The 12184-nt window shown below is 69.4% G+C and carries 12 protein-coding genes; 2 read left to right on the top strand and 10 right to left on the bottom strand.

Features of this window, described 5'->3' with window-relative positions:
* Window positions 1–47 precede the first annotated feature (47 nt).
* Window positions 48–908, bottom strand: coding sequence for a hypothetical protein (locus CBR61_RS01980; protein ID WP_157696467.1), 861 nt, complete (start codon window positions 906–908; stop codon window positions 48–50).
* A gap of 110 nt (window positions 909–1018) precedes the next feature.
* Complete coding sequence (locus CBR61_RS01975; protein WP_088912858.1) at window positions 1019–1519, bottom strand: GAF domain-containing protein; 501 nt, start codon at window positions 1517–1519, stop codon at window positions 1019–1021.
* 65 nt (window positions 1520–1584) lie between these two features.
* On the opposite strand from CBR61_RS01975, the gene CBR61_RS01970 reads away from it, so the two are divergent.
* Window positions 1585–3060 (top strand): PQQ-dependent sugar dehydrogenase, encoded by a 1476-nt coding sequence (locus tag CBR61_RS01970; protein ID WP_088912857.1) that lies wholly within the window; start codon window positions 1585–1587, stop codon window positions 3058–3060.
* Here the strand turns inward: CBR61_RS01970 and CBR61_RS01965 are convergent.
* Together CBR61_RS01965 and CBR61_RS01960 are read right to left on the bottom strand one after the other, a co-directional pair.
* A complete protein-coding gene (locus tag CBR61_RS01965) occupies window positions 3057–3878 on the bottom strand; it encodes a DUF815 domain-containing protein (RefSeq protein WP_088912856.1) in 822 nt (273 codons plus the stop codon). The genes CBR61_RS01970 and CBR61_RS01965 overlap by 4 nt on opposite strands.
* Before the next feature lies 1 nt (window position 3879).
* Window positions 3880–5622, bottom strand: a complete 1743-nt coding sequence (locus CBR61_RS01960; protein ID WP_088912855.1) for an acyl-CoA dehydrogenase — start codon at window positions 5620–5622, stop codon at window positions 3880–3882.
* A gap of 73 nt (window positions 5623–5695) precedes the next feature.
* On the opposite strand from CBR61_RS01960, the gene CBR61_RS01955 reads away from it, so the two are divergent.
* A complete protein-coding gene (locus CBR61_RS01955) occupies window positions 5696–6613 on the top strand; it encodes an L-threonylcarbamoyladenylate synthase (RefSeq protein WP_088912854.1) in 918 nt (305 codons plus the stop codon).
* Here the strand turns inward: CBR61_RS01955 and CBR61_RS01950 are convergent.
* The 6 genes from CBR61_RS01950 to CBR61_RS01925 all read right to left on the bottom strand — a co-directional run bounded on the left by CBR61_RS01950 (window position 6610) and on the right by CBR61_RS01925 (window position 12137).
* Entirely contained in the window at window positions 6610–6945 is a 336-nt protein-coding gene (locus CBR61_RS01950; protein WP_324616823.1) for a hypothetical protein, read from the bottom strand. The genes CBR61_RS01955 and CBR61_RS01950 overlap by 4 nt on opposite strands.
* A gap of 38 nt (window positions 6946–6983) precedes the next feature.
* Complete coding sequence (locus tag CBR61_RS01945; RefSeq protein ID WP_088912853.1) at window positions 6984–7766, bottom strand: GIN domain-containing protein; 783 nt, start codon at window positions 7764–7766, stop codon at window positions 6984–6986.
* Window positions 7767–7905: 139 nt separating this feature from the next.
* Window positions 7906–8439 (bottom strand): CarD family transcriptional regulator, encoded by a 534-nt coding sequence (locus CBR61_RS01940; protein ID WP_088912852.1) that lies wholly within the window; start codon window positions 8437–8439, stop codon window positions 7906–7908.
* Between the two features lie 260 nt (window positions 8440–8699).
* Complete coding sequence (fdxA, locus tag CBR61_RS01935; protein ID WP_088912851.1) at window positions 8700–9038, bottom strand: ferredoxin FdxA; 339 nt, start codon at window positions 9036–9038, stop codon at window positions 8700–8702.
* Window positions 9039–9048: 10 nt separating this feature from the next.
* A complete protein-coding gene (locus tag CBR61_RS01930) occupies window positions 9049–9414 on the bottom strand; it encodes a S4 domain-containing protein (RefSeq protein WP_088912850.1) in 366 nt (121 codons plus the stop codon).
* A complete protein-coding gene (locus CBR61_RS01925; protein WP_088912849.1) occupies window positions 9411–12137 on the bottom strand; it encodes a helicase-related protein in 2727 nt (908 codons plus the stop codon). The genes CBR61_RS01930 and CBR61_RS01925 overlap by 4 nt, the downstream gene beginning before the upstream one ends.
* Between the last annotated feature and the right edge of the window lie 47 nt (window positions 12138–12184).

The raw sequence follows: 12184 nt of genomic DNA, 5'->3' as shown, positions 1-12184 counted from the left end.
CTGACTCCGCGGGGCTTTTGCTTTGTCCCCCAGGGGACAGAAATGGGTTAGCGGTTCTTGATCATCTTGGGCGAGGGGCGCGGCCCGGGGATGACACGCGAGGCACCGGGCACGGTGTAGGTCTCGTAACGCTCGGTCTCGCGCACCACGACCTGCTGCTGCACCTCGCTGCGCACCGGCACCAGCACCATCTGCGGCGGCGGGGCGTAGCTGTAGCCGTAGGAATAGGCCGGATAGGCATAGGACTGCGCGTAGGCCGGATATGGGGCCGGGTAGGCGATCTCGCGGCTGGCGATGCGCGGGCCAGGCGTACCGTATTGCGATAGATAGGCGTCGAGCGCGGCCTCGCAGTCGTAGCGGTCCTCGTCGTCGTCGCCGTCGAACAGGCTGCCGAGGAGGCCGCCGATCAACCCCCCACCGCCGACACCCAGCACGGTGCCGAGCACGCGGTCGCCGACCCCGGCAATCTCGTAACCGGCAAAGCCCCCGGCGATCGCGCCAAGCAGGCCGCCGATGATCGCGCCGGTGCTGTCCTTGTCCTGCCCCCGGGTGCGGCGGCGGCATTCGTCGATCCACTGCTGGCGCTCGAAGACGACCGGCGCAGGGCCATAGGCCGCCGGTGCGGCATAGCCGTGCGGCGCGTAGCCCTGATGCATCGGCGCGGCCGGCATCGGGCGCGGTGCATCGATGCGGCGGGTGCGGGTGATGGTCTCGACGCCGTTGACGTTGGTCACGGTCTCCGTCTGCTGCATCGCCGGCGCGCTGCGCATGTCTGCCGGGAGGGTGCGGACCTCGGCCTCGGCCATCGGCGCGAGCGGCGGCAGGTCGGCGTAGTTCTGCGCCTGCGCCGCTGCCGGAAGGGCGAAGGCGAGAGCGGCGAGCGGGAGGGTCGACGAAAGCTTGGGCATGAACAAATCCCCCTTGGTCAGCCCGGACGGCTGATGGTTAGCAAAGGCTTACCACCGCACGCGCCTGCCGCCCAAGCGGCGGAGTCGGCGCTGTCCCGTTTCGGGAAGGATCAGACCCGCTCGGCGAGCAGCGCCGCGAGCGCCTCGATGCCTGCGGCATCCTCGGCGGTGAAGCGGGAGGGGGACGGGCTGTCGAGATCGATCACCGCCACCACCGCGCCGTCGCGCAGAACGGGGACGACCAGCTCGCTCGCGCTGGCGGCATCGCAGGCGATGTGGCCGGGGAAGGCGTGGACATCGGCGACAAGCTGCGTCGCGCCCTGCTGCGCTGCCGCTCCGCACACCCCGCGCCCGAAGGGGATGCGGATGCAGGCGGGCCGCCCGACGAAGGGACCCAGCACGAGTTCATCGGTCCCGCCGCCCTTGGCCGGGGCGACGCGGTAGAACCCCGCCCAGTTGAGATCGGGCAGGAACTCCCACAGGAGCGCGGCGACATTGGCCATGTTGGCGACGCCGTCCGGCTCGTCCGCCGTAAGCGCCTCGGCGGCGGCGAGGAGCTCGCGATAGAGGGCTTCCGTGTCGAGCGGCGCGGCGGGCTTGAAATCGTACATGGGGGTGTTTGTCTTTCGTCGCTTGGGAGGTTGCCGCCGGCGCGGGCGGGCTTTATCCCCGCCACATGGCCATTTTCCGCAAAATCGCAATCGCTCTCGTCGTTGTTGTCGTGATCGTCGGGATCGCGCTGTTTCTCCTGACCCGCGGCGACACTGCCGAACTTTCGGTCGAGGAGGTCACCGGCACCGATCCCGTGCTGCAGGAGGGGGAGGCGCAGACCTTCCCCACCGTGCAGATCGCCGAGCCGGTAGGCTGGCAGGCAGGTGAGGCGCCGACCCCGGCCGAAGGGCTCGAGGTGATGCGCTTTGCCGAAGGGCTGGAGCATCCGCGGACGCTGTTTGCGCTGCCCAATGGCGACATCCTCGTCGCCCTGACCCGCGCGCCCAAGGTCGACAATGGCGGCGGCGGGATCATGGACGCGATCAAGGGCTGGATCGCCGACAAACTGCTGAGCAAGGCCGGTGCCACCGGCGAATCGCCCAATCAAATCGTGCTGCTGCGCGATGCCGATGGCAACGGCAGCGCCGAGACGCGGCAGGTGATCCTCGAAGGCCTCGATTCGCCCTCTGGCATGGCATGGAAGGACGGGACGCTGTTCGTCGCCAACCACAACGCCGTGCTGGCCTATCCCTATGCGCTTGGCAGCACCAATGTGACCGGCAGCCCGCGCAAGCTGATGGACCTCGCGCCCGGCGGCGGCCACTGGATGCGCAACCTCGAGCTCTCGCCCGATGGCGAGCGGCTCTATGTCGCGGTCGGCTCCGTCAGCAATATCGGCGAGAGTGGCATGGACATCGAGCAGGGCCGGGCGATGATCTGGGAATATGACCTCGCCAAGGGCCGCCCGCGCCAGTTCGGCGCCGGCCTGCGCAATCCCAACGGGATGGATTTCAGCCCATGGTCGGGCGAGCTCTGGACCACCGTGAACGAGCGCGACATGCTCGGGTCGGACCTCGTGCCCGATTACCTCACCAACGTGCCGGTCGGCGCGCAGTACGGCTGGCCCTGGGTCTACTACAAGAACAACCGCGATCGCCGCGTCGATGCGCCGATGCCGCGCTTCCTGATGGAATATGTCCGCAAGCCCGAATTCGCGCTCGGCCCGCACGTGGCGGCGCTGGGGCTGGTGTTCTCGAGGGAGGGCGACCGGATGGGCGAGAACTTCGCGGGCGGGGCCTTCATCGCGCGGCACGGCTCGTGGAACAGGAAGCCGCCCTCGGGCTACGACGTGGTGTTCGTCGACTTCGACGCGCGCGGCAATCCGGTCGGCAAGCCCAAGCCGGTGCTCACCGGCTTCCTCAAGGCGGACGGCACCACCCGCGGGCGGCCGACCTGGGTCGAATGGGCTGGTGATGGTTCGTTGCTCGTCTCGGACGATACCGCAGGGATCATCTGGCGCGTGCGCTCGCCCACCGCTGCGCCGGCCGCGCCGATCGCGCGGCTGGAGGGCGCTTCGCTCCCGCCCCGCGCACTGCGCGATCCGCGGGCCGACTTCGAGGCCGATTACCTGCGCAAGCAGGCCGGGCAGAAGGTCAACTAGAGCCGGAGCCCCGCCCGGCCGGCCAATTCGGTCGCGAATTGCAGCGCGGTGCGGCCCGACCGGTTGCCGCGCTGGATCGCGAAGGCCATCGCCTCCTCCGGATCGAAGCCGAGGCCGAGCGGGGCAAGGTAGCCCGCGAGGATCGCGAGATAGGTGTCCTTGTCCGCCGGGTGGAAGCCCAGCGTCAGTCCGAAACGGTCGGCCAGCGCCAGCGCATCGTCACGCTCGTCGCGTTCGTGGAGCGCGCCCGAGGTGTCCTCCCGCTCGACGATGGCGCGGCGGTTGGCGGTCACCGCAAGGCGGATCTGCGCCGGACGCGGGTCGACCCCGCCGTCGAGCAGGCTCCTGAGAGCCAGCATCTCCGCCCGCCCGTCGGCGCCGAAACCGAGATCGTCGATGAACAGCAGGAACGCGCGATCCACGCCCGCCAGTTCGGCGATCAGCGCGGGGATGGTCGGCAGGCTGCCCGGGGCAAGCTGGACGAGGGCGAGGGCTCGTGGGCTCTCCCGCTGCACGTCGGCCACACAAGCGCGCACCAGCGCCGACTTGCCCATGCCCCGCGCGCCCCACAGCAGCACGTCATGCGCCGCCGCGCCCGAAGCGAGGCGGGCGCAATTGTTGCGCAGCGCAACTTTCTGGGCGTCGATCCCGTGCAGGGCATCGAGGGGCAGGGCATCGGGCTCCGGCACCGCCTGCGCCCGCGTGCCGCCCCAGACATAGGCGGGATGGGCGAGCCAGTCGGTCGGCGGCGGAGGCGGCGGGGCGAGCCGCTCGAGCGCGGCGGCGATCCGGTCCAGCGCGTCGCCCCCCTCGGCCATGTCAGCCGACCAGCGCCTCTGCGGGGAGCGCGTAGAGCAGGTCGGCCCCCGCCACCGCGCCGGCCTTGAGACCCGCAGCCTCGGGCACGATCCGGTCGAGGAAGAAGCGCACCGTCACCGGCTTGGTCGCCGCGAGTTCGGGAGCCGCGCCGGCCTTGACCGCCGCCGCCTGCTTCGTCAGCTGCCACCCGGCCATGCACACCGCCGCCATCGTGCAGAAGGGCACGCTGCCGGCCAGACGATCATCGAGGCTGGCATCGTCGCGCATCCAGCGCGCGACATTGCCGCAGTCCCGCGCGAGGGCGGAGAGCGCGAATTCATCGGTAGTCTCGCGGGCGATGGTGTCGAACAGCGCGACCATCGCCTCACCGCCCTCGAGCCCGAGCTTACGGGTCACGAGATCGGCGGCCTGGATGCCGTTGGTGCCCTCGTAGATCGGGGCGATGCGCGAATCCCGCCAGTGCTGGGCCGCGCCGGTCTCCTCGACGAAGCCCATGCCGCCGTGGATCTGGATCCCGAGCCCGGAGACCTCGACGCCGACATCGGTGCCCCAGGCCTTGATCAGCGGAACCACGATCTCGCCGCGCGCCCGCGCCGGCTCGTCACCAAGGTTGCCGCGGTCGACCTGCCCGGCGCAATAGTAGAGCAGCGCGCGCACGCCCTCGGTCAGGGCCTTCATGCGCAGGATCATGCGGCGCACGTCGGGGTGCTCGATGATCGCCACCGGGGTCTTGTCGGGCGAGCCGGCGCGGGCCGACTGAACCCGGTCGCGGGCATAGGCGAGCGCCTGCTGGGTGGCCCGCTCGGCGATCTGTGCCCCCTGGTTGCCGACGTTGATGCGCGCGTTGTTCATCATCGTGAACATCGCGGCGAGCCCCTTGTTGGGCTGGCCGACGAGCTCGCCGATGCATTCGCCGTTGTCGCCGTAGCTCATCACGCAGGTCGGCGAGGCGTTGATGCCAAGCTTGTGTTCGAGGGAGACGCAGCGAAGGTCGTTCTTCGGGCCGAGCGAGCCGTCGGCGTTCACGTGATACTTGGGCACCACGAAGAGGCTGATCCCGCGCGAACCCTCGGGCGCGCCGGGGAGGCGGGCCAGCACGAGGTGGATGATGTTCTCGGCCAGCTCGTGCTCGCCCCACGTGATGTAGATCTTCTGGCCGGTGATCCGGTACTTGCCCGCGTGCTCGCCGGTCTCGACCGGCTCGGCCGTGCTGCGCAGCGCGCCGACATCGCTCCCTGCGGCGGGTTCGGTGAGGTTCATCGTGCCCGACCACGCGCCGCTCACCAGCTTGGGCAGATACATGGCCTGCTGGGCGGGCGAGCCGTGATGCTCCAGCGCCTCGATCGCGCCGACCGAGAGCATGGGGAGCAGTGTGAAGGCCATGTTCGCCGCGCCGAGGTTCTCCAGCACGTTGCAGGCAAGGGTGAAGGGCAGGCCCTGCCCGCCGTGCGCGACCGGCGAGGCGATGGCGTTCCAGCCTTGCTCGACATAGGCCTTGTAGGCGGCGTCGAACCCGTCGGGCAGGCGGACGACGCCGTTCTCGAGCTTCGCGCCTTCGAGATCGCCGACGCGGTTGAGGGGTGCGAATTCGCCCGCCGCGAACTGGCCGACGCCTTCGACGATCGCCTCGACCAGATCGGGCTCGGCATGGGCGAAGCGTTCGCTTTGCGCCAGCTCCTCGATCCCGGCGTTGACGCGGATGGCAAGCAGCTGGTCGGCGGTCGGCGGGGTAAACGGGGTCACTTGGGGGGCGTCCTTAAGGTGGGAAATTGCGCCCGGCCTTGGCAGGGCGGGCAAACGAATATAGCGCCCGGGCATGAGCGGCAAGAACGTTACGGAAGTGGTGCCTGCAGGGCCCGAGGGGATCGCGAAAGCGGCGCGAATCCTCGAATCGGGCGGGCTCGTGGCCGTGCCGACCGAGACGGTCTACGGCCTCGCGGCGCGCGCCGACAGCGACGAGGCGGTAGCGCGGATCTATGCCGCCAAGGGCCGCCCGGACTTCAACCCGCTGATCGTGCATGTGACCGGTCTGGCGCAGGCGGAGGCCTATGCCGAATTCTCGTCCGAGGCACGCGCGCTGGCACAGGCGTATTGGCCCGGGCCGCTTACGCTCGTCCTGCCGCGCCGCACGGATGCCGCGCTGGCCGAAGCCGTGACGGCGGGCCTGCCGACCATCGCCCTGCGCGCGCCGGCCCACCCGGCGATGCGCGCCCTGCTCGGGGCGGTGGATTTCCCGCTTGCAGCGCCGTCGGCCAACCGCAGCGGCTTCATCAGCCCGACTTGTGCAGACCACGTCCTCGCCTCGCTCGATGGAAGGATCGACATGGTGCTGGATGGCGGGGCGACCATGGCCGGCTTGGAATCGACCATCGTCGCGGTGCGCGCCGATGGGAGCGTGGAGGAACTGCGCCCCGGCCCGCTCCAGATCGCCTCGCGGGCGGCGGGCGGGGCAATCGAGGCGCCGGGCCAGCTCGCCAGCCACTACGCGCCCGGCAAGCCGGTGCGTCTCGGCGTCACGCTGGCTGACAAGGACGAGTTCATGATCGGCTTCGGGCCGGTGGTGGGTGATGTCACGCTGTCAGCGCACGGTGATCTCGATGAAGCCGCCGCGCGGCTCTACGCCTGCCTTCACGAAGCCGCCCGCGCGCACCATCCCAGAATTGCGGTGGCGCCTGTACCCGAGGAGGGGGTGGGCCGCGCGATCAACGACCGGCTGCGGCGGGCCGCCGCCTAGCGGTCGTCCGGCTCGACCGGGACGCCGGGCATGATCGCCTTCATTTCGGCGCGGATCGCCTGGGCGGCTTCGCAGGCCGTGTCGTCGCCATCGCCGCAGCGTTGCATCGCCTTGTCGTAATCGCGTTCGAGCTTGCCGAGGCGCTCCTCGCGCTTGCGGATTTCGCGGCCGCGCTTCTCGTCGGCCTCGGACTGGCTTTCCGTCGCGAGATCGACGCCCCTGCTGGCCGCCTTGACCGGCAGGGTCACGGCGGTGACCGCCGCCTTGGCGAGACAGCCCTGCAGGGCGAGGGCGGCAAGTGCGAGAGCCGAGAGCTTGAGAGTGCGCATCATGCGCTTCTAATCGCCCGATGCTTGCCCTCAGGCAACCGCTATTCTGCGGGTTTTGCCGCAGGTGCCGGGATCGCCGCGCTCGCCCCGCCGCCGCCGCCCGGCGCGCAGTTGAGCGTGCCCGAGCCCATCGCCTGGACGGTGCACTTGGCGGTGCCGGTCACGTTGATGTCGCCCGCCCCTGCGATATTGGCTTCCACGGTGCCGTCCGAGGCGAAGGCGACATCGCCCGCGCCGCCGATGGTCACCTCGGCGGTGTCGGCCTTGAGGCCCGCCATTTCGACATCGCCGCTGCCGCCGATCAGCACCTCGAGCGACCTGACCGTGCCGGCCCCGCGCACCGTGCCGCTGCCGCCGATGTTGATGCCGAGCTTCTGCGCCGCGATGGTCCCGAATTCGACCAGCCCGCTGCCACCGATGTTGATGTCGGCCTCGCTGGCGAGGGTCGGGAGCTTCACGGTCCCCGCGCCGCCGATGATCACTTCCTTGGGCGGGGGCATGGTGATGCGGATGGTGGCGTTGCTCTCGCCGTTCCAGCCATTCTCGCGGGTGATGCCGATGATCTCGCTGTCGCGAACGAAGCGCAGGCTTTCGGTGTCCGCGCCCTCGACCGCGATCGCGAAGGTGTCGCCCTCGGTGACGATCACGGTGTCGCCCGAGGCAAGGAAGACCTTCGAGGGCGGTGCGCCGGCGATTTTGATCTCGGAGAGCGGCACGCCCTTCTGGCCGTTGATCTCGATCTCGGCGCCGTCGCAGGCCGCGAGCGCGAGGCCGCCGGTGACGAGCGCGGCGGAGGCGAGGTGCCGGGGCAGGGCGTGGGTCATGCTGTGTCTCTCCCGATGGCCATATGGCGTATTGCAGATGTAATACACCGTGCCGCCACGTGCAAGAGCGTGCCTCGCACCAGCAAAAAGGGCCGCCCGCGAGGGCAGCCCTTGATGTCAGTTTGCGGCAGGAGAAGCCTCAGGCTTCTTCGGCGTTGTCGTAGTATTGGGGGGCGTGCTCGCGCAGCACGTCGAGGATCTTGCCGAGCGCGGTCTGCTCGTCGGTTTCCTCCATCGCCGCCAGTTCGCGGGCGAGGCGCGAGGACGCCGCTTCGAAGATCTGGCGCTCCGAATAGGACTGTTCCGGCTGGTCTTCGGGACGGAACAGGTCGCGGGTCACCTCGGCGATCGACACGAGGTCGCCCGAGTTGATCTTGGCTTCGTATTCCTGCGCGCGGCGCGACCACATGGTGCGCTTCACCTTGGGCTTGCCCTTGAGGGTTTCCATCGCCTGCTTGAGGGTCTTGTCGGAAGACAGCTTGCGCATCCCGATGGCTTCGACCTTGTTGACCGGCACGCGAAGCGTCATGCGCTCCTTCTCGAACCGCAGCACGTAGAGTTCGAGCTGCATCCCGGCGATCTCCTCCTTCTGGAGTTCGACTACCCGGCCCACGCCGTGCTTGGGATAGACAACATAATCGCCGACGGTGAATGCGTTCGCGGTGCTTGCCATGCAAGTTCCTTTCTGTGGGCCGACCCGACAACGGGAGAGGGACGATCTGCCCGGCGGCGCGACCTTGCCCCTCGCGGGGCGAGCGCCGGGTGTGGATCATCCGGAGGGGGTTTGCTAGTGTCGGGCCTTCCTGGTTTCAACGCCTGCGCGGGCCTGGCCACGCGCGGTTGCGGCATCATATAACACGTCTGCAACAAAATTGCGAGTCGGCGATTTTGCGCAGGTCTGCAAAGCTATGCAGGCCGGCAGAAAGGGCAGGCTCAGTCGCCGTCGCCCGGCACGTCGCTGAAGTATTTCTCGAACTTGTCCTTTTCGCCCTTGTGCGCGTCGGCATCCTCGGGCGGAGCCTTCTGGCTCGTGATGTTCGGCCACACGGCCGAAAACTTCGTGTTGAGTTCGAGCCACTTCTCCAGACCGTCCTCGGTGTCGGGGAGAATCGCCTCGGCAGGGCATTCCGGTTCGCACACGCCGCAATCGATGCATTCGCTGGGATTGATCACCAGCATGTTCTCGCCTTCGTAGAAGCAGTCGACCGGGCACACTTCCACGCAGTCGGTGTACTTGCACTTGATGCAGTCTTCGGTGACGACGTAAGTCATTGCGGCTCTTTCACGAGAAGTCTTCGGGATCGTCGGGCGGGCGTGATGCCCCGGAAGGCGACGCTGCTATGGTGATTTGCGCTTTAGGGTCAAGTCCGTCTTCGTCAACCTCACGATAATGCGAACGCGCCGCGGCGGGCGAACCGCGCCGTTCGGGCAGGGCGAGAAGCTCGATGACCCGCACGGTGCCGCCCAGCGCGATCGTCAGCACATCGCCGGTGCGGACCTGCTCCGACGGGCGCAGGACGTGCTGCCGGTTGCGCCGCAGGGCGCGGCTCTCGATCAGGGCCAGCGCCGCCGAGCGGGTGCGGGCGAAGCGCAGGTAGACCAGCAGGCGGTCGATCCTGAGCGATTCTCCCGCGCTGCCGGGGCTCATCCCTTGAGCAGGTCCGCCAGCTTGTCGAAGGCCCCGCCAGCCCGCGCAGGGCCGGTGTCGGGCTTGGGCAGGGGCGGGCGGTTGCCCTTGGGCGGCTTGCCGCCGGGCTTCGGCCCGCGCCGCTCGCCCTGCGGCTTGGTCTGAGTTTGACCCTCCGCGGGGCGGGGGGCCTTGCGTCCGGGCTTGTGATGCTGGGGTCGCTCGGCCCTGCGGGCTTGGCGTTCCTCGGGACGGCGCGGACGCCAGTACCAGCGGTCGGGCGCGGGGGCACCGTGCGCGCCTTCGGGCAGGGCCCGCGCTCGCTCGACGCGAAAGCCGGCACTGCCCAGCAGGCGGCGGGCGTTGTCGGCCTCGAGCCCGACGGACACGGCGAGCGCCAGATCGACCCGGAACGGGCGATTGCGCTCCTTCGGGTGCGCCGCGACCACCGCCGCCCGTGCCTCGAAGGCCGCGCGGAAGATCTTCTCGGCGAGGTCGACGCGGATCGCCTGTGACCCGGCATAGCGGTATCCGGCAGGCAGGCGGCCCTTGGCCCAGCTCCCCTCCGCCAGCACCGGCAGCATCGCCTCCTGCACCGCGCGGGTGTCCAGCCCCAGTGAGTGCAGCAGCCGGCGCGGAGCGGGCTTCAAGAGCGGCGCATCGAAGATGTCGAGCGCGCCGAAGGTGATGCCCAGCTTCCTCAAGTAGGGCCGCATCTCCTTGGGCAGGTTCTCGAGCCCCGCTTCCTCGCGGCTGATGACGCCGCGCGCCTCGATCAGGGTTATCACCAGCGCGCGGGCCTGCGATCCGGCCGCGGGGTCGCGCGCGGCCTCGGCGAGCTTGCGCAGCGGTTCGAGCGGCTCGAGCTGCTTCTCCAGCCATGCGGAAAGCCCCGCCTCAAGCGAGGCCTTCGCCGCATCGGGAAGAAGCGCCACGTCGTGGGTCAGCGTCAGGCGCGGTGTGCCGAAGTGGCCCGAGCCGGGGTGACCGGGGAAGGCAATCTCGGCCAAGGCGCGCCCCTGCCAACGGATCGCGCCGCCGCTGATCTCCAGTTCGGCGATGCCTTGCGAGAGCAGCCAATCGGCACGGCGCTCCAGCAGCGCGGGCAGAGCCTTCTCGCCCGCTGCCAGCAGCATCCGGCGATCGGCGACACCAGCGTTCGGATCGACATGGAAACGGAAGCCCTCGAGGCGGCCGATGCTCTCGCCCTCGACCGTCAGGTGGCCGTCTGGTTCAAGCGTGACGGGCAGCGCAGTCGCGTCCTGGCCCAGCGATTTCATCAAGAGTGTCGTCCTCCGGTTGACGAACCTTTCGGTGAGCCGCGCGTGCAGCGCATCCGAAAGCTTCGCCTCGACCGCGCGTGCCCGCGCCGCCATTTCGTCCCGCGCCAGCACCCAGTCGGGCCGCTGGCAGATATATGCCCAGCTGCGAATCGCCGCGATCCGCCCTTGCAGCGTGTCGATGTCGCCCTGCATCCGGTCAAGCTCGGCGATGCGCGCGGCGACGAAATCCGCGCCGAGGTAACCGCCGCGCAGGTCGTCCCACAGCCGCGCGACGAAGCGGGCGTGGGGCTCAACCCCGAGGTTGCGGAAATCGGGGAGCGAGCAGGTCTCCCAGAAGCGCCGCACCGAGCCTGCCCCACGCACCGTGTCGGCAATGGGGTCCGAAGCCAGTCTCTTCAGCACGGCAAGATCGATGGCTTCGGGAGCGGCTTTCAGCACTCCGTTATCCGGTCGCGCCTCGAGATCGGCGATCAGCCGCTCGAGCGAATCGCACCGCGGATCGGCCTCGCGCCAGAAGAGATGGGTGAGGGGCGCGAACTTGTGCTCCTCGATGGCGTAGACCTCCTCGTCGGTGAAGGCGAGCGGCTCGCCGTCGCCCTTGCCCGTGCCCGAGAGCGTGCCGAAGGTCCCGTCGCGCTGGTGCCGTCCCGCGCGCCCGGCGATCTGTGCCATTTCCGACGGCGTGAGGCGGCGCTTCCTGCGGCCGTCGAACTTGCTCAGCGCGGCGAAGGCGACGTGGTCCAGATCGAGGTTGAGGCCCATCCCGATCGCGTCGGTGGCGACGATGTAGTCGACCTCGCCCGACTGGAACATCGCGACCTGCTTGTTGCGCGTCTCGGGCGAGAGCGCGCCCATCACCACCGCCGCGCCGCCGCGGAAGCGCCGAAGGGCCTCGGCCATCGCGTAGACCTGCTCGACCGAGAAGGCGACGACGGCGCTGCGCTTGGGCAGGCGCGAGAGCTTGCAGATGCCGGCATGGGAAAGGGTCGAGAAGCGCGGGCGGCTGGTGATTTCGGCCTTGGGGACCAGCGCCCTGACCATCGGTTCGAGCGTTGCGCTGCCGAGGATCATCGTCTCCTCGCGCCCGCGGGCGTGGAGCAGGCGGTCGGTGAAGATGTGTCCGCGTTCGGGGTCCGCGCCCAGCTGCGCCTCGTCGAGCGCGACGAAGGCGACCTCGCCCATGGTGCGCGGCATGGCTTCGGCGGTGCAGAGGAAATAGCGCGCGTCCGGCGGCTCGATCCGCTCCTCGCCGGTGATCAGCGCGACCTGCTTGTGCCCCTTGATCGCCCGCACACGGTCATAGACCTCGCGTGCGAGCAGGCGAAGCGGGAAGCCCATCATCCCGCTCGAATGGCCGCACATCCGTTCGATCGCGAGGTGGGTCTTGCCGGTGTTGGTCGGCCCGAGCACGGCGCGCACGCGGCGCTCGTCGCCGGGGCGGGAAGGTGGGGTCAGGGTCACGACGCGGGGGTTCTGTCAGGCTTGCCGCCGGGGGGCAAGGCCATGGG

The sequence above is a fragment of the Porphyrobacter sp. CACIAM 03H1 genome, from assembly GCF_002215495.1.
GTDB lineage: Bacteria > Pseudomonadota > Alphaproteobacteria > Sphingomonadales > Sphingomonadaceae > Erythrobacter.
The sequence above is the reverse complement of the archived record's forward strand: the minus strand, read 5'-3'. Positions and strand labels throughout refer to the sequence as shown.